Consider the following 19269-nt stretch of genomic DNA (forward strand, 5'->3'; position numbering starts at 1 on the left):
ATAGGTGACAGAAAGCTTGTTAGTAAATCTGCCTAAACCAGTAGTACTTTTCCTTTTAAGTTATAACGAACTTCGAACCTAATTAACTATACATATGCGTTTTCGCTAAGGTTAACTTTCATTCAATATATGAGAGAAAATCCTCTTTTCACAAAAATTTTAAGGTAAGACTACTAATAACCCAAAATGTAAAAAATAATTTTTTATCACTCCCGAAAGATGAATTTTTCAATTACAAAAAAACCACTTTTTTAAGTGGCTTTTGAACGGAAGCTCATTATCATCATACTTATAGGAGATGGTTTAGTGCTAGCAGAATAATGATAATGACAAGAGTACTATCACAAATACTTCTTAGAATAGTTTTCAAAAGGAAGATAGTTGTCAACGGTCTGTGATAGTGACTTAATTATGTCACAGTAATAGAAATAAAAATAGTTTGAAAATTTTACTGTTTTTAGAATTTTTTTAAATCTATAAATAAAAAATATTCTCTTAACGGTTATTATGGAACATGTTTTTGGCAAATACCTCTCTTAAGCAAGCGCTAAACTTACACTTCAAAGAGCTAAAATTCTCTCTCAATATTTTATTGAGACAGCTTTTCATAATGATTTCGTACTATCATTTTTCTTCTTTATTTACTTTATAAACGGCCTTTATTTATCTGCCTTGGTCTCCTGCTTTGAAAGTAATCAGCTTTCACTTAATTTTTAAGGATGTACTGCTTTCAGCAGGTTACTAAGGAAGAAAAAACAGTATTGTCAATTAGCAATATGCCTAATTTCAATGGTAGACCAGAAATTTTATTTAACAATCAAAAGATATTATGAAAACACATATATTTTTGAAAAAGTATAATGATCCTATTTAAATACCATGAAGTATCCGGCATTTCTATCTATAGATGTGCTGATAGAATAAAAATCATATTTTAGAGAACTCACTTTACTCTTTACTAAATAAGTATAGTTAATTAAAATTTAATAATAAAAGGAGTTGGATTTATGAAAATAATAAAAAAAACCGTTGTAATCTTAATACCTCCCATTTTAAGTTTTTTTATTGCTTTTTTTGGTTTGTTTATTTCAAGCTATTTAGAGTCCATTTTTTATGAACAGTTATTTCCAAATTTACAAGGAAATCTATTTGTTAGCCTAATAATGGATGTATTCTTTTTTTTGATGATTAGTTTCCTTTTTATCCTTCTAACTAAAATAATTTATAAAGATATACGTATACTAGGTTTCTCCAAAAAGAATTTTTTTAAAAACTTTTTCTTTGGGTACCTTACTGGAGCTTTTATAATTACTTTTATTGTAGCTGGCTATGTCCTAGTCGGTGGTGCTGATTTTCAAGAGGTTTTTTCGAAATCTTCTTGGTCTAAATTACTAATAAGCATAGTGTTTTATCTAGCACAAGGATCACAAGAAGAAGTAATTAGCCGAGGTTTCGTATTAGGTGGAATTGCTAAAAAAACTAATCTTTTATGGGGAGTTATAGTAAGTAGTTTATTTTTTATGTTAATGCATCTTAGCAATACTGGAGGATTCACTCTAGAGTTATTAGATTATTTTTTGATCGGTATGGTTTGGGCTTTACTAAGAATTCTATTTTCTAACACCTGGGTAGCCGCAGCCTCTCATGGAGCCTATAACTTTTTTATGTCGGACTTTTTTGGTTTAGCAAACTCTCCAAAAGATAGCGAAGGCATACTTTTTCAAACTATCTACCATAGCTCAGTTGATTATATGAGTATAATTGTTTCATCTATTGTGTTGGTAATACTTATTATATTAGTATGGCGAAAAAGAAATATTCTTAATAAGCCACTAGAATTTGAGTGAAATGTTTAAAAACAGCAAAACTACAAAGTTAGACTGTTCAGCTAACTTTGTAGTTTTGCTGTTTTATTTCAAAATAGTTATATCCTATTAAGAACTTTTTAGCTAGTACTATACTTAGAGTTAACGATTATTACAAATTAATATTTTTTCTAAATATAAAATACTAGTCACATGTCTTGGAAATATTAGAAACAATATAGAATAAAACGTTGTATCTAAATTTGACTTATATAATACAATGTTGTATTATCTTTTTTGGAAGCGCTTCTAAAAAAATCAAGAAAGAAGAGAGATTATGAATAAAAAATCAGTAATTATTAGTACCGATCCAGGCATAGATGATGCTGTTGCCCTTGCACTCGCATTATTCAGTGAGAATCTAGACGTGAAGTTAATTTGTCCCATTTTTGGAAATGTCGGCTTAGAATACACTAAACTCAATGTGGAAAAGTTACTAACACTATACAAAAAAAATCCTCGTGTTGTTTTAGGGAGTGCACATCCCCTCCTAAAAAATGTGATCAATGCCAGTAATGTTCATGGAAAAACTGGAATGGATGGTTATCTATTCCCAGAACCAACTATTCACTGCGAACAATCATTAACAGCTGTATCAGCGATGCATGAAACTATTACTCAGGAAGAAAATAAAACGACAATAGTAGGCATAGGGCCGCTAACTGATATTGCTTTATACATCCATCTATATCCTCATGATTTAGATAAAATAGAAGAAATCGTTGTCATGGGTGGCAGCCTAGGAAGAGGAAATTATGGGGTATTATCTGAGTTTAATTTTGCTGCTGATCCGGAAGCTGCAAAAATTGTTTTTGATAGTGGTCTTCCCATTAGAGTTGCCCCCATGGAAGTAGGTCGTCAGGCAAAAATCATGCCGGAGGTTTCAAAAAAAATAAAGGATTTTGGAATAATAGGTAATATGTTTTATCAACTATTTTCAAAATATCGCAGTGGCAGTTTCGAAACAGGACTCAACATGTATGATAGTTTAGCTGTAGGTTTAATATTAAATCCAGATATGTTTGAGACTGTTAAAACAAGAGTTGAAATTGAAACAGTTGGTAAATTAACTACTGGTGCATCGTTAATTGATTTAAATGGGTATCTCAATCTCCCTGCTAATGCAGAGGTCGCTACCCATGTGGATCCAAATAAATTTGAAAAATGGTTCGTTGCTTCGATTGCTAAAACTTTTTAATAAAAGAAAGGTTGGGCTGTAAATGAATGTTTTATTGACTTGCTTCATTGGATTATTGGCCGTAGGAATCCTCGTTTATATGTTACTTAAAAAAAATGATATAAAGATGACTCTACTAATATTAGGTATACTACTGCTATATATTGCAATTTTAATAGGTGGACATTTAGAAATAAGTGAAAGTACTGGCACTTCTTTGTTAGATCCTTTTCAAGTTGTTGTTGACCAATTCACGAGTACGTTAGTAGGACCAGGCTTCGTTATATTGATTTTAGGAGGCTACAGCGCTTATATGAATCATATTGGGGCAAATAAAGTTACTGTACAAGCTTTAACAAAGCCTATTTCAAGGATTCGATCCATTTATTTCCTTATTCCCATCGTTTTTTTAATCGGAAATCTATTGTCATTAGTTATTCCAAGTGCTTCAAATTTAGCAATTATTCTGTTAGCAACTTTATATCCTGTTTTGCGATCTGCTGGAATGTCCAGATTAAGCGCAGCTGCAATTATTGGTACCTCAGCAACAATTGTACCAACACCATTGGGATCAGATAATGTAGCGATAGCATCTTTGCTAAATATCAATGTTACAGACTATGTGTTTAAAAATCATGCTATCGTTTCAGTGCCGACGTTACTAGCAATTGCTCTTGTACATTACTGGTGGCAAAAGCATGAAGATAAGAAGAGCAAAGAAACTTTATCTTATGAAGAAGAGCTAAACTTATATAGCTCCAGCAATTCTGATGAGGAGATCCAAGTTTCTTACTCAGGTATCAAAGCAATTGTCTATGGTATTTTGCCTTTACTACCGATTATCTTGCTTCTAATTGTGTTTATAGGAAATATTGTTTTAAATACCACGTTAAATATAAGTGTCCAGGTAGTCAGTTTAATTAGCTTTATGATTGCTGTTATCATAGAGTTCTTCAATCGTCGTTCAATAAATACCGTATTAAAAGAAACTAGTTACTTTTTTGAGGGTATGGGAAATGTGATGAATATCGTCGCATTATTAGTTTCTGCTCAAGTATTCGTTCAAGGCCTTACTTCGATTGGAATTATTGAGATTATACAAAAAACAATGGAAAATATTAATAGTGCAGGTATACTTTTACCGATTGTAATGGTTGCTTTTACAGCTATTATTGTTTTACTTAGCGGTAGTGGAACAGCTTTACTATTTGCAATGATCCCTTTAATGATCCCTTTATCTAAAGCAGCTGGAATAGACCCTGTCGCTTTATCTATTCCAATGCAATTATCCGGCAACTTACTGAGAGCGGTTTCTCCAGTGGCTGCTGTGGTTTTGATTGTTGCTGGAACAACAAAATTGTCTCCCATGCAAATTGTACGCAGAACTTCTGTCCCAATGGTATTCGGAGTAATTTTATCACTAATACTATCTATCTTATTTTTTCAATAGACCAATGACTTTAGATAAAAGATTAGCCACAGTAAAAGACTATTTACAGATTAAAGCTCTTATTGCTGATGGAAAGCGACAAATGATAACAAATGGTATCAATCAATGGACTAATGCTTATCCTAGTTCTGGGACAGTCTTGAAGGATATTACAGAGCAACAATTATGGATTTACGGTCATCCTATTTATGGCTGCGTAACTCTTACAACAAGCGATTGTTCGTTATTGATCCAACGTCTAGTTGTTCATTCCTGTTACCAACGAAAAGGCATAGCTCGTATGATTTTAAAAGACATTATCACAAAGGAAAAAATCAGGCCCACTGTTCATAATATTAAATTAATTACGAATCATTCTAATTTTCCTATGCAAAATTTAGTTAAGGATCTAGGATTCCATTCTAAAAGAGCTTATATAATTCCTGGACGTGAACATTTTGGTGATTTCATTGAATTTATCTATCCTCTTTACTAAGTAAACAAGTAATATGTTAAAATTAATTATATACTTATGCGAGGAATGGTGAAATATGCATCGTACGCCAAAATATGTCCAAGTTTATAACCAAATTTTATTAATGATCAAACGTTCTCAGTTTCTTCCTGGTTCAAAATTGCCATCGGAAGAAAAATTGACTAGTGATTTTAATGTTAGTAGAGTGACATTAAGGACTGCATTATCTTTATTAAAAGAGGATGGAATCATTACTAGTATTCATGGTCAAGGCCATTTTGTTAATTTTACACACGCCCAAAAAAGCAAACAAGGTCTTCGCTCATTAAGTTGTCCTCTTTTAGAGAGTTTGACAGTTCCTATAGAACAAATTTCAAAAAAAGATGCTTACTATTTTAAGAATCCTAGTAGTATTTTTACAGATAAATTATTTGAAGTGAAAGATATTTCCTATTTCACTTTAAATGTATGGTATGTACTGGGCAATTCAAATATAGCAAATATTTTTTCTATTTTATTACCAGAGACAATTGAAAAATTCAACCTAAATCTAGAAGATAAAAATCAAATTATTCAATTTCTAGAAAAAGACATTTATGAAGATGTGAGTAATTCAAAGTTAACTATTACTATTTCTTCAAGAAATCCCGATAGTTTTAGAAGAGGGTTTGCTGAAGGCGAAAAACTGGTTTTGATGACTGAAGACTTGTATTCAAACACCGGAAAGGTATTGGCCCAGAATAAATATTATATTGCAGAAAGTTTTTTCAGAACATCTCTAGTCAGATATCGTGACATTCATTGAACATAAGGCTTGAATCTGCATCTATTGAAATCTATATCTAATTAAAAATTCTCCCTCCTAAGTTAATAGTTAAACTAACTTTTGAGAGGGAGAATTGTATCTATTACTTTTTGACAATATAAAACAGGATAGTGAATTTTCTCTAACTATGAAATCAAAGGTTACGTATCACTAACCTTTTCAGTAACAATGTAAGTAAGATAAAGGTTTATACTATTTTAAAATATAAATGCAATTCATAATTAATTTTCTTTTATTTGTTTCTCCCATAACTGTTTTGCTACAGGGATATTGCCTAATTCCGTCATGTTAGAAGGTAATATAATTGTATTTGTTTGACTAGAAACTACCTCTTTAAATGCTTCTATTCCTAAATAAGATAAGGATATCTCATCGAGTTGACTATTTTTGATTGCTTCATTTAAGATTATTATTCTTTTTTTCTCTGCTTCAGTAATTTTTTCAATACGATCAGCTTCTGCCTCTGCGTCAATACGAATACGCTTTGCTCTTGCTTCTGCGTCAATTTGGGTTTGTTGTGCCCTTGCTTGTGCATCAATGGTCATTTTAGATGCATTAGCTTCAGCATTAAGTACCGCAGATGATTTCTCACCTTCTGCACGAGTAATCATTGATTCTTTGTCTCTTGAAGCTGTTATCAATTTGTTCATTGATTCAACAATTTCTTTAGATACTTTTATTTCCCCAATATTAATTCGATCGATTGCCAAACCATAGCCAGAAGTAATATCTTTAATTGAAGCAAACAAAGAGGCGTTAATTTCTTCAGTACCATTCAATACTTCATTTAGCTCCATTTTCCCGATAATTCCACGCAAATTCGATTGCGCATCTTGGATCATTGATACTACGGAATTTTCATTATCATAAACAAATGCTCGTACATCTGTAACATGATATTTGATAGCTTCGTCAATCTCAACCATTACATTATCTTTTGTAATAGCACTTTGAGGTTCTATTTCTAAAGGAATCTGTTTTAGCGATACTCTTTCTCGAACAGTATATAGTACTGGAATAAGAAAATGTAATCCTGGTTCCAGAATTTTCACATATTTCCCAAAACTTTCTACTACTTTTACTTCCCCTTGACGTACAACGACTGCCGTACTAGTCAATAACCATATAAGAAAAGCTGCAACAATTACTCCAACGATTATTTTCACAACCAACATTCTATATACCCTCTTCCATTTTCAAATAAACTATTATTCACTCTTGTAAGAAGCACACCGGACTGAACATCTATGATTTCTAGCATAGCATCTTTTTCAGGGAGCCCTTCTATTACACGGTATTCTGTATAAGTACCATAGATACGAACAATTCCTAAAAATTGATTAGTAGCTGATCGAAAGTACTTTCCAATAACCTTGTTTTCTAAATAATATGTCATACTCTCCTCCTTTTCCTTTATTATATATCAAATACCTCCCAAAACTTATTTTTCTTATATAAATATTTTATTTAAAAATCTATATTATTAGGCTTAGGATTAAAATGAATAAGAAAGTAAAAAAGATGTTACTTTATATTTTTTAACTTGGTGCGACAATAAATGTCCACGTTAGTTCCCCTTCATACATGCCAATTTTATCTGAAGGATGTAAAGATAGATACATGTGTTTATCTAAACTAAATTCCTTATTACCTTTTCCTTCAGCAACTATTTGGTCTTGAGCATTAATAGTTATTTTTTTATTTCCCTTATTAAAGAGTATACGATTAAAAAGCTGCTCTTTTTTTTCATTTATTAATCGCTGATCCTCTTTCACTGATAGTTTCCATGTACTATCTTTAAGTAAACTGTTATCTGTTATATCTATACTTTGTGAGTCACTGGCAGTAATCAACTTGTCGACAGGAGGAATCTCTTGTTTCCCGAAATTAATAGCATTAGGAATTGAAATAGAGGGTCCCACATATTTTACAACTGTACTATTTTCGGAATAGAACCCATCTATACTAGCCACTACATTTATTACTGTACCTGCTTTTTGTCTAGGGATAGATAATTGGTAAATCCCATTACCGTCAACTTTTCCACTAGTTATTAAGCGATTATTAATCTTTGCTTCTATATGTGCATTCGGTTCTGCCGTACCCTTAACCTCAGTACTTTCATTTGTCAGTTCTTCTATAGTAGTTGGAGCTATCTCTTTTCTTTTTACATAGTCTCCTCCAGCTATTGTCCCGACATCCCCCGAATCAAAACTTTTTTGAAAATCTATGTTGTTAGATATCATGTTTGTAGTATGCTGAGCAGGCACGTACGTATCTAAAATAAATGAAGCCGTCAAAGGGCCTTTATAGGTTTTATCAGGATCTTCCGATAAAGAACTACCTACCTTCCAAGTATCTATTCCTTTAGAAGAAGAGAGACTTACTGAAGTTTTTTGCGTCCAAGCGCCTAAAGCGTTTCCTTTCCTGTTAGAAATCAAGAAATTAGAACCCTTTAATAACTCTAGCTTATTTCCTGTTTGTACCGTTGATTGATACCCTTCAGAAGTAACTTCCAAATTAGCTTGTTTTTTTACCACGATGCTACCATTACATAGCAGAATAGCTTCTTCATCTGTACCTTTTGAATATGCCTTTAGCGTAGCTCCTTCTTGTAAATTCATTTCTCCACCAGTAGCATCACTTCTAATAGCAGAATTAGTTTGGGAACTTATTTGCACATTGCCAGCAATGTTGATGGCTCCATTAGGCTTATACATGTACAAACCTAGTCCCGTAGCATTCATGATTAAATTTGAACCTTCTTCTATATTGATTCCGTCTCCTGTATAGATAGCATTAGCGCCAGAAGTGTCATTAAAATAAACGTTTGCTTGCTTGTTTATGTTTATGTGCTTTCCCTGAAATACTTCTTCCGCAGTTGCCCTAGCCTCTATTTTTCCCTCTAAATTAGCTGTTCCAGCACTTAGATAAATAAACTGATAACCTGTTGAAGAAACATTAGTATAATCTACTGTGACACCAGGATATTCTGACCAAAATAAAGGATAAATAGGTTGATTGGTTAATTTAATATCGCTGATTTTACAATTAGCATTTTTTAAAGCTATGCCAATGCTTTGAAAATTCATGTCAATAATATGACCATTTCCGCAAATGTCCTTATTACTAGAAAAGTTAAACGACTCAAGTATCTTAATATCTTTATCCAAATAAATCGTACGAATACTTTTATTCAACAAAGCATCTTTGAATTCTTTATAATTACTTACTTTCACACTAGAATTTTCTTTTGAATCTTTAATACTCTCGCTATCGTCTGAAGGCATAGATTCACGACTATCCGATTTTTCAGAGTTTTGTTTTCCTTCTACTTTATTAATAGACTCTGAAGTTGGATCAGTCTCCTCTTTAGAGCCGCTTATTGTTTTGTTATTATTGGAATCTGATATTTCATTCTGGTTATTATCAGAATTTACTACTTGTTCTTTACCTTTCTTAGTTGGAAAGGAGGAATCTGAAATAGAAGAGTCGGGCTGGATATCTTCAGAACATACTATTATTGGTTCCATAACACAGATAAGTGTCAGCATAAAAACAATAGATATACCTAATAAAAATTCTTTTTTTAGTAAATGCCACATGTTTTCCCTCCGTTTTTCCTCATCCAGCCCACCCTTATTTTAATTTGGCGCATCTTCAAAATTCCATTTTAATATACCACTGTAGATGCCTACGTTATCCGAAGGCTGTAGTTTCAAATGCAGTTTATCAGATAGATCGACTTTTGCATTCCCGCTATCTTGCCAAATAATTTGTTCCGTAGAATTTAGATGAACTTCTTTTCCTTCATACGTAGTAAAAGACAATCGGTCATTAAGTTTGTTACCTTGGCTATTCATTAATGGGGTTTCTTCAGACAGTTTAATGGTCCATAAGCTCTTATCTAATTTGCTATTGTCTTCTACTTTAAAAATATTTCCTTCTTCTAGCGAAGAAACAGTATTCATGGATGGTATTTCTTTCACCCCAAAATTAATATCTTCAGGAAGTGTGAGTTGGGGACTTGGTTCTGTTTGAATCGTTCTTACTTCCTCTTGAGAAACACGGCCTTCTTCATCTTTTAAATAAAATGAGACTTGTTGACCCAACCATTTTTCTGGTGCTTTAAAATGGAAAGTACGATTCTTTACTGTTTCAGCCGCTTCAGAGTATTTTTCCAAAGTTATTTCTTCTTTCCCACATTTAGCCATCAAATAAATCTTTTCGTTAGCTTTATGTGAAAAATTAAACGTAATTTCTCTATCTTTAGTGAAGCGAGATACGTATAAGGGATCTTCTTTATCTAGTAATTCAAATTGTATTGGCTCGCCTTTCTTATACCTATGAACAATCGTCTGTTCATCTGGTAAATAAACCCCTACATCTTCCTTCTCATTTTTTATAGGATAATAATCTTTTATTTCAGGATAATCTTTTGAAACATCATATGGAGTTGTGATAATTCCCTCTTTGACTGAAGGCGATTGTAAGATATTATCTTTCTCATCAAGAAAAGGAATGATTATTTTACCTTTGTAATTTACAGAACTTTTCCCTGATTGTTCTCCTAGTGGTTGATCATTGAGCAATGTCTTTATGTCGAATGATAATGGTAACTTTTCATCTTTAAGCAGACCGATGTCTACAGGATAATCCATTCCTTTCCAGTTTAGTTTAATATCATATAGCAGTACCGTGTCATATAAACGTTTGTCATTTAAATTGTTTATCACTAAAGCGACATTGCCGTTTGGTTCATTGCTTATTTTAAACAAGTCTGTTAAATCATCACCATTGAGATTAGTTACTTTTGCTTCCTTAAAAGAATATTGATGAGTAGAATAAATTTTTTGTAAATTAAAACATAACTCCATCGATTTATTTTTTCCCCATTTTTCTATATTAGGAATCGTTTGCTGTGCTCTTAAATAAATGTCCTGATTTGCTTTCTCAAATGAAGAATCTACTCCGTAAGCTACAGGAAACTCTGGTTCAGCTAAGAAGTCAGTGACATAACCTAACGATGAAGTGGTGGCATCATTATTGTGGACAATAAATTTCACTTTATTAATAGGATTGGTAGTTAGTTCTAGATTTTGTCTAGGATCACGCCACGGAATCCCTCTCGTTATATTTTTAAAATATACCCAATAATCGTCTGTTCCACCATCCCAAACGTCGTACAAAATATGAGTAGGATTATTAGCATACAATCCCTTGATCAAAGTACTTGGAGATAGAAAACCGATATACTTATTAGGATTTAATCCGTAATAATTAAAAGCTGTTTCTACTGTTACTGGCGTATTGTTCTGATTTAAAAATTCATAGGTTACCATCATTTCACCATCAATATCAATACCTAGAAAATAACCTTTCGAGAAGTAGATAGACCCCCCAGCTAAATTCCCCTTATTTCTTTCTATAGTAACTTTTAAATTAATCTGTTCACCATGATAATATCCTACATTTTTAACTAGGCAACTACTTACGTTAGTATTTCTATCCACTGTTAGAATTTCACCACGGACGTTCCCAGAGAGTGGTATCACCTCAGTTTGTTGCCCATGATGCATGATAAACGTATTATTAGCTGGCGTTTTAGCCTGATTTGCCCAGTGAAAGTATCCTAACTGAGTTAAAGGACGTGGCGCAGCTTCTACCTTTTTAGATGTTAAAAATAGTAGTCCACTAAAAATAAGTAACAACAATGTTAAACTTTTACTATTTTTCATTTTTTCTCCTCATCACCATTTGTTTTTTTAAATAGTAAAATAATGCAACACTTAATACTAAACTTATACCTATTAGACTGCTAAAAAAGTTTTGTTTATCATTTGTTTTAGGTAACAATTGGTTATATTCTTTTGGCGCAATCTGATCTAGCTTATCAGGTACAACTATTTTTTTCATAGGTACTACCTTATTAGTAGACTGGTAAAAAGTAATTCCTACTCTACTAGTTGTTTGATCATTAGCTGATGCAGACACTGGGATTGCTGCCCCAATCAGCAATCCCAGACAAATAATTGTTAAAATTTTTTTCATTTTTGTCTCCTTTCTACATCTTTTATACAATCATTTTTATAGAAAGTTATCCAAATCATCTATTATATATATGAATTATTCACACATTTTTTAAGATCGTTTCCCCACTTCATAATCTTAAAAAATTATTCGAATACTTTTATGGATTTTTTCGTCGTAACTTAGTAATATACCCAATTAAACTGATGATAATGATCAAACAAAGAACTAAAAGAATATAGAATAAAGAATGATCATTATTTTCTTTATTTACTTCCACTGCATCTTTGTTGAGCGTTTCGTCCTCTCCTTTGATTACGAATTCTTTATAGAGTGTCCATTTTTTACCTGAATCATCTTTTAACTGAATACTTAATTCATAGGTTCCTTTTTTCAGTGGCTCATTATTCAAATTAAAAGGAATCTGAAATTGTGTGCGTGGTGCAAAAGACACTTTTTGGTTGAATTCATGTAACGCTTCTTTTTCCCCTTTTTTCTTGATAACTGCATGTAGATCCATTTTGCTTTTAAGCACAGGCTCTGAATTTTCTAAATTGGCAAAAAGAGTCAAATAGCCATTCTCTAATCCGGGTTTAACCTTCGTTAAAGCAAATCCTGGTTCCACTTTTTTATCTGAACAAACCAGCTTTACACCGATTGTATATGCAAACTTATTCTTTAGACTAAAACCTTCATTTTTTTCTTCTTTTCCTTTTGTATCTTCATAGCAATAAAATCCTCCTAAAATGGTTCCTTCAAAACCTTTCTCTGGGATTTTCAATTGAAAGGTCACATCACATTCCTCAGAAGGTTTCAATGTGATCGTCTGTGATTTAGAAATTAAATCTTGGAATACAGGTTTTCCCAATAACTTAGCCTCATGGTTAGAATAATCGATTGCTCCATTTTTATTAGTACAAGCATTATTGGCCTCTACCACTACTTTTATTTGTTTGGCAGTAGTGTTTTTCAATTTTAGTGATAAATCTTGTGTGGCGCCAGGTGTCACCTTTAGATCATAATAACTTGCTTCTGACTGCTGGTTATCTGGTAAAATGGCTTGTGCATCAAAAGATACCTTGTTTGAATCTGCGAATATGTTTGTAGACAAATAGAATAAAGCAAAGAATACTATACCAACAAAAAAGAGGGGAAAGCTTCTTCCCCACCCTTTTTGAACATTATGCTGGAGCATCAGACAACACCCAAGTCAAATCAGCTGTATAGCTTTGTGCTTCTACTCCAGCTCGTGGTACATGAAGCTTCACGCTTTCATTATGTCCATCTTCTCCTTCAAAAACTGCAGCAAAAGCTCCAGCTCCCTGTCCTTCTTTAGCAAGCATCACATCTTGATAAGCTTCATTTAAATCAAATGTTTGATTGGCTAATTTAGGAGCTTCAGAAGTATTGTCTTTAGTTACTACCCGGCCATTTGTCAAAGACATCTTCGCTCCAGTTAATTTTTTTCCATTTTCTCCAATAAATGGAGAAATGGTAACTCCCAATGTCCAGCCTTTTGCTCCTCCACGAGTATCGTTTACTTGTACATGCGGTTTTTTATTCAATGCATAGTAATCCGTATCTCCCTGTTGGATTTCTTGTTTACCAAATGTGATATTAGATGCAAAGGGAATCGATAAAGAACCAACGTCTCCTGTACTTGGATCATCATCGTGTGTGTCATCTGGCACAACTGGTGTGACATCTGTTCCAGATCCTTCCGTCAAAGTAACGTCTGTCTTATTAGTTGTCCCTGATATCATATCTGCAGAAACCATACTTCCCGAAGCAGTTACTGCTAACAAACCTAACGCAGCAGTTGTGATCATTGTTTTCTTCATTTTATAATTCCTCCTAAATAATAATAGATCTAATTTGATCCAAAATAATTTTGACACGTCCAGTACTTTTTATCCAGTTCAACTATTTTCCCAAATAAAGAAAAAAATTAGAAAACAAATGAGATAATTCAATCAAAAAGGGACTGTGACATGTAGTGTCACAGTCCCTTTTTCCGAATAAACGGTGTTCTCTTGCCAACTCCTCGGTCACAAGTCACAATATTCAACAAACATGAGAAGCTGTTTTTTGAAATTGTTCCTTGTGACTCGAAGATGAACGGGAGGCTCACGACCTCTTGGAAAACGGTGTTCAAAAGCTTGCATCTGCGGTAATAAGTCCAGCCAAGTTAAAAACATAAGAAGCTATTTTTACTTGGCTGTTCTTATTACTTGATGCAGGACAGTTTTTTCACAATCTCTCAATAAACGGTGTTCAATCAGCTGTCCCTCGGTGTTAGCTCAAAAACGGCAAAATATGAAAAACTATTTTTCCGTTTGTTTCTCTAATACTCAGGACAAAACGCTGATTTCACAACCTCTTTTTCTTTTTTCAATTGATAAATCGTTTTCTCGAACAAACGCCAGTTTCTTTCGGTAGGTATATTTTTCATTAACAGTAATGGCGTTTTTCCAGTGTCGATGTAGTAATTAGAAATAACCAAATCTACTTCAGTTATATTTGTCCTGTAATCATAAAAAGCAAAAACATAAGAATGCCCAAAATACAGATTAATTTTATTCATTAACCATAACCGATGCGTATGGTGTAAATCATCTTGTATTAAAATCTTAATCGGTTTAACATTTGTTAAAAATAAATCATAATAATCTAACACATAATAATAATCCAAAAATAATTGTGCCCAGTTTTCTAATTTCTTTGATACGTCCAAATCCGCATTTGCTTGTAATTCTTTTTTGAGTTTTTCCATTATGTGATAAGTTCGAGGTTCTTCTTCTTTCATTTCTTCGATATACGAACGATTAAAAAAAAGATCTGGATTACCATAAAATAGATAACTTCTTTCATGAAATGCAATAAAATTGAATATGAGTTCTGGATCCTTTATATCTAAAGAAAAACGGAACATGCTTTGTAAAACTTTCTCCAAATTCTCAACTGCTCGATAAGAACAAGTATTTTGTCGCTGATGTGCATATGCATGACTATTTTCATATATTGCATTTCCATCAATTACTCCAAAAGAATAAATTATTCGATAAAGGAAACACAGTTCATCGCTGTTAAAAGAAAGATTGATTTGTTTTGACCACTTCTTCAAAAGATTAAAATGCGGATCATCTGAGATAACTGATTTATATTCATTATCTACTCGTACTTTTCTAAATGAACTTCTTTCTATATTAATGGCTAACCAAAAAGAAAATACACGTTTTTGAAAAATAGTTAACGTAATATCATAAATCCCCTCAAAAGCAACTATATACTTCTCTATTTCCTTTTGTTCGATATGAAATGGCCACTTATCACTACTTTCACGTGTAGAATTCCAATAGAAATAATAAAAAAAGCTACGAATGTTTGCCTCTGATGCATTCAATTCTAACTGAAATGGATGAAATGTTATATGATAACGCCTAAAATATGGAATTAAGAGCTTCGCATATCTGAAAACAGTAGATACACTAGTAAATTGCTCTTTAGCAAAATCTTTTAGAACACTTCTAGGATATTTATACATAAAATCAATCAAATGATAATTATAAGAAGCTTTATAAAAATGAAGATAAATATTATAAATAGGAAAATCTTTCTCTTTTTTTATGAAAAAGCGTTTATTATCTTCATTTTTCAGAAGGATATTACCATTATATTGCTTAAATAAATCCTCTAGTTCTTCTATATAGTGTAAGACTGACTTCTCCGTAACATTAAGTAAATTTCTAAGTTCTTCCATTGCACACCAATTGTCTTTTTCTAACAAATAATCTAATAAAACTACTTTTTTGAAAGATGTTTTAGTTAAAAAAGTTTGCATCATTTCACCTCAATAAGTTACTTTTGTTTATTTTAATCAAAGAATAAACTTCTCTCGTTCGACTATAACTGATCGAACAAAAGAAGCCTTTTAATAAATATAATCTCACTTACATACATAGGCTAGTTATTTGCTTCTAGCTTATGATAAGTATATAAACGGATATCGATTTCATAATTGTTTTATCTTAAACATCATAGCTGTAATTGTTTTTATTTTTACATGAAGAATTATTATAATCTAGTTTAATTTTTTTCTGAAATATAGAATAAAAATAAAAACATCTTTTCATTTTGAGTTATTAATGGAGATGTAAATGATTAACAATATGTAATTTAATTTTTTATTCCTGCATTAAAATAATTTGATTGGTAAATAAAAACAAACGTAAATTCGTTATTTTAATTCCTATTTATTGTGAACATATCCAATTTTTATCACATAGATATTTGTATAAACATTTTATGAATGCGCTTGTATTTAATTTAGAAAGTGTTACTATCTATTTAGGCAAATTTTTGCTAATATTTTGTTTTTTTATTTACCATCTGTAGAAATCATTTAATGATTTCTATCTTCTCCTTCCAACTTTTCTGATGATGCATCATGAATTAACAGTGCATTATCCATCTTTTCCATGTTAAAAGAACTAAGAATCAAGATAACGTCTTGATTCTTAGTTCTTTTATTCCTTCTAGAAAATAATTGTTAGCAATATAGTTTATATTTGTAAATACTAAATCAGTAGCTTCTAGTTGCTTTCCTGCTTAATAGTTCATATTACTCAATGTAAAAAATAATTGATTGTGGACATTGCTCATCCACTTTGTATCCACAACTTTCTTTATAATAGGTATGATAATCACTCTCTACCATATTAATTAACTCTTTTCCCCCGCAAAATTCTTCAATGTCTAAATTAATAAATTCCTCTAAAAGGGAAAGCTTAGAGTCAATCGAAAGCATTTTAGGTAACATAGTCCAAAAGTCATTATCATCGTTTTTACGTAGTGTATAATATGTTTGCTTTTCTAGATTTAATACATAATTATATGCATCATAATCTCCCTTTTTTTCAAAAAAATTTTTCATATTTAAAAATCTACTCACAAATTTTTTCTTGAAACTATTCATTTTCTCACCTCTATTTATTCTTTTTCTTGTCCATAGCATAACTTTTGAATAGAGTAACTAAATTCAAAAGCTATTATAGTATAAAAATACACTTTTTGTTGTTCAAATTTTTCATCTAATTTGTGCAGTAATTTTGAACTCTATATTTTTTAATATTTAATGCTTAAGCTATCATTTATAAAAAAAGTCTAGACGATAATTAAAATAACAAAAAAGGCTGTGACACGTCTTTTGTCATAGTCCCTTCTAGCATTATATTACTATTATTTATTCACTGCATCTTCTTAAGAATAAAACATACTTGATCGTTTGTTTCTTTACTAACAGCCTTCTTTACTTGGTTCCTACGATCCTTAATTTTATCTAAGCTGATTGCTGCTTGTAACCATAAAACTTCGATCAGAACATACATCCTAGTATTGTCGTCTCGCTCATGTTCTGTATAACAAAGAGGATAAATCCAAAGCGATTTCTTTCCAAGAAGCTCTCAGTTAACGACCTCGCCCATCTCTTTTTTACCACGAATATTAAAAAGCTCCTCCTCTTAAACACCGTTTATCATATGAAGTATTTTTTATTTAAATTGATTCACCTATTAGGAAAAAGTAAGGTTAACACACGTAATCACTACCTTATTGAATAACTGAAGCAATATACTTTGCATAAGCTGTACGTCCACTTTCATTCAAATGGGTTTCATCATCATAAAAAAATTCAGGATGGTTTTTGCTCTCACTATACCAATCGATCATCGTTATATTAGAATACTGATTTGGCAATGTAGCTAATGTGGCATTTATCGTATCTTGCCAGCCAGTTGGAGCTTTTATATTTACCCAGTATACTTTTTTATCTTTCAGCAAAGACATTGTTTGTTCTATAGCTTCATCTGTTATCACACCATTGGTTCCTAACCCGATCACTATTTGTTGGTAAGAAACTAAATCTTTATGCTCCTTTAAGATTTCTGGTAACGCAGTGATTTGTCTTGATTCTTTTGCATCTACCAATGCTTCTTTTTTAAATGTCTCTTTCAGTTCCTGATACGCCCCCAGCATAACAGAATCACCGATAAATAATATTTTCTTCTCTTGTGACAACAGATTTTCTCCTGCATTTGCTTTACTAGAGTTTTCTTTTAATAAACTTTGCAACTGATTTTGGTCAGCGGTCAGTCGATTTGCAGGAGCACGTAATACCAGTACAGAAACTCCGATTATCATTAGTGCCATAGCTGTCCAAATTTTGGGTGATCTCATCTTCTGCACTCCTTTTCTAAAGCAAGTAATCATGAGTAATGTACATAAAAACACAGTGAATAGACCTGCGATATCCAAATATTTCCAATGATGATGTTTGAATAGATTTGTCAGAGCAATCAATACTGGGAAATGCACCAAATAAAGTTCATAACTGATTTTTCCTACAAAAGAAAGTTTTGTACTAGCGATTTTGGTCTTTTTTGCAATGTTCATATCATCGACACTGGCTAACAATAGAGCAAAACAAATACTGATCAGTAGTTCATTTAGTGTATAAGGAAAAATCGGGAACAGAATCAGACAAAGACTAGCTAGTAATAAAAGCCAGATTTTACTAAAAGTGTTTTGTTCAAAGAAACGGCCAATAGTTATTCGATTAAAATACCCCCAAACTCCTAATAAAAATGGAAAAAGTTTAGCTATCGTATGATAATATGCCTTAGTTGAAGGTAAAAACAAACTAAAAAGAATAGAAACAAAAATCAATGTATAGATTAAGTAAAACACTTGTTTTCTTCTCATACGCTTAATGACAATAAACAAAAATGGCCATATCAAATAGAATTGTAGTTCAACTGAAAGCGACCAATAATGTTTAAATAAAGAAGCATTAAAGTAAGAGTCAAAATAAGATACTCCTTGATTCAGCTGCCACCAATTGTTATAGCCAAAAATCAAACTGGGTAGCTCACTACGAATATTTCCAATCAATCGAATGTTGCTAATCCCTAGTATGAAAATGAATACGACCAAAGAAAACAGTAAAAATGGATAAATACGTTTGATACGCTTATAGTAAAAATGTAAAAAACTGAATTGTCTGTTTTTTTCATCTCTTATCGTATTTTTAGCCATTAAAAAACCAGAAACCACAAAAAAGATCGTTACTCCTTGCAATCCGCCTGGCAGCAAACTATTTGGCAAATGATAAAATATCACTGCTAAAACAGCAATGCCTCTAAAACAATCAATTTCCTTTGAATATATTTTTTTCATGTATCATCAACCTCCTTCTCTTCATGCATGTTTTAATCAAACATATTCTTCCGTATCGATTTTTTCATTTTTCTATTCGTTTCACCTTGTTTTGTAAATTAACAGTTAAAAGTATCTAAAATGTATCTTTGCCCCATCAGTTCTCGTTGATCACAAAAAATATGAACATAAAATATCCGATTAATTATTTGTGCGACAAAAAAAGGTTGCGACACAAGCCATGTCACAACCTTT

The 19269-nt window shown here is 31.9% G+C and carries 15 protein-coding genes; 5 read left to right on the forward strand and 10 right to left on the reverse strand.

Going from position 1 to position 19269, the window contains the following annotated elements:
• The first annotated feature begins 1007 nt into the window (after positions 1–1007).
• The 5 genes from IGL31_RS08350 to IGL31_RS08370 all read left to right on the forward strand — a co-directional run bounded on the left by IGL31_RS08350 (position 1008) and on the right by IGL31_RS08370 (position 5751).
• Positions 1008–1847: a CPBP family intramembrane glutamic endopeptidase gene (locus IGL31_RS08350; RefSeq protein WP_002337777.1), complete on the forward strand. Its 840-nt coding sequence runs from the start codon at positions 1008–1010 to the stop codon at positions 1845–1847.
• 295 nt (positions 1848–2142) lie between these two features.
• Complete coding sequence (locus IGL31_RS08355) at positions 2143–3063, forward strand: nucleoside hydrolase (RefSeq protein WP_002299844.1); 921 nt, start codon at positions 2143–2145, stop codon at positions 3061–3063.
• A 22-nt stretch (positions 3064–3085) separates the two neighbouring features.
• Positions 3086–4492, forward strand: a complete 1407-nt coding sequence (gene dcuC, locus IGL31_RS08360) for a C4-dicarboxylate transporter DcuC (RefSeq protein ID WP_086300149.1) — start codon at positions 3086–3088, stop codon at positions 4490–4492.
• A gap of 4 nt (positions 4493–4496) precedes the next feature.
• Positions 4497–4967, forward strand: coding sequence for a GNAT family N-acetyltransferase (locus tag IGL31_RS08365; protein ID WP_086300150.1), 471 nt, complete (start codon positions 4497–4499; stop codon positions 4965–4967).
• Between the two features lie 55 nt (positions 4968–5022).
• A complete protein-coding gene (locus IGL31_RS08370) occupies positions 5023–5751 on the forward strand; it encodes a GntR family transcriptional regulator (protein WP_002299848.1) in 729 nt (242 codons plus the stop codon).
• A 242-nt stretch (positions 5752–5993) separates the two neighbouring features.
• Here IGL31_RS08370 and IGL31_RS08375 read toward each other — a convergent pair whose 3' ends face one another.
• The 10 genes from IGL31_RS08375 to IGL31_RS08420 all read right to left on the reverse strand — a co-directional run bounded on the left by IGL31_RS08375 (position 5994) and on the right by IGL31_RS08420 (position 19035).
• Entirely contained in the window at positions 5994–6947 is a 954-nt protein-coding gene (locus IGL31_RS08375) for an SPFH domain-containing protein (protein WP_002299849.1), read from the reverse strand.
• Positions 6935–7168, reverse strand: coding sequence for a hypothetical protein (locus IGL31_RS08380; protein ID WP_081156300.1), 234 nt, complete (start codon positions 7166–7168; stop codon positions 6935–6937). The genes IGL31_RS08375 and IGL31_RS08380 overlap by 13 nt, the downstream gene beginning before the upstream one ends.
• A gap of 142 nt (positions 7169–7310) precedes the next feature.
• A complete protein-coding gene (locus IGL31_RS08385; protein WP_086300151.1) occupies positions 7311–9377 on the reverse strand; it encodes a pectate lyase-like adhesive domain-containing protein in 2067 nt (688 codons plus the stop codon).
• 39 nt (positions 9378–9416) lie between these two features.
• Positions 9417–11510: a hypothetical protein gene (locus IGL31_RS08390; protein ID WP_086300152.1), complete on the reverse strand. Its 2094-nt coding sequence runs from the start codon at positions 11508–11510 to the stop codon at positions 9417–9419.
• On the reverse strand, positions 11500–11823 hold the full coding sequence (locus tag IGL31_RS08395) for an LPXTG cell wall anchor domain-containing protein (RefSeq protein WP_086300153.1): 324 nt from the start codon (positions 11821–11823) through the stop codon (positions 11500–11502). Before IGL31_RS08395 ends, IGL31_RS08390 begins: the two co-directional genes overlap by 11 nt.
• A 139-nt stretch (positions 11824–11962) precedes the next feature.
• Positions 11963–12997: a DUF916 and DUF3324 domain-containing protein gene (locus tag IGL31_RS08400; protein WP_086300154.1), complete on the reverse strand. Its 1035-nt coding sequence runs from the start codon at positions 12995–12997 to the stop codon at positions 11963–11965.
• Complete coding sequence (locus IGL31_RS08405) at positions 12984–13643, reverse strand: WxL domain-containing protein (RefSeq protein WP_086300155.1); 660 nt, start codon at positions 13641–13643, stop codon at positions 12984–12986. The genes IGL31_RS08400 and IGL31_RS08405 overlap by 14 nt, the downstream gene beginning before the upstream one ends.
• A 503-nt stretch (positions 13644–14146) precedes the next feature.
• Positions 14147–15643 carry a helix-turn-helix domain-containing protein gene (locus tag IGL31_RS08410; RefSeq protein ID WP_086300156.1) on the reverse strand — a complete coding sequence of 499 codons (1497 nt, stop codon included), beginning with the start codon at positions 15641–15643 and terminating at the stop codon, positions 14147–14149.
• Between the two features lie 780 nt (positions 15644–16423).
• Positions 16424–16777 carry a DUF7006 family protein gene (locus tag IGL31_RS08415; RefSeq protein ID WP_002307007.1) on the reverse strand — a complete coding sequence of 118 codons (354 nt, stop codon included), beginning with the start codon at positions 16775–16777 and terminating at the stop codon, positions 16424–16426.
• Positions 16778–17409: 632 nt separating this feature from the next.
• On the reverse strand, positions 17410–19035 hold the full coding sequence (locus IGL31_RS08420) for an acyltransferase family protein (RefSeq protein ID WP_086300157.1): 1626 nt from the start codon (positions 19033–19035) through the stop codon (positions 17410–17412).
• Positions 19036–19269 lie beyond the last annotated feature (234 nt).

It is taken from the genome of Enterococcus sp. MSG3290 (assembly GCF_050555565.1).
Classification (GTDB): domain Bacteria; phylum Bacillota; class Bacilli; order Lactobacillales; family Enterococcaceae; genus Enterococcus_B; species Enterococcus_B faecium.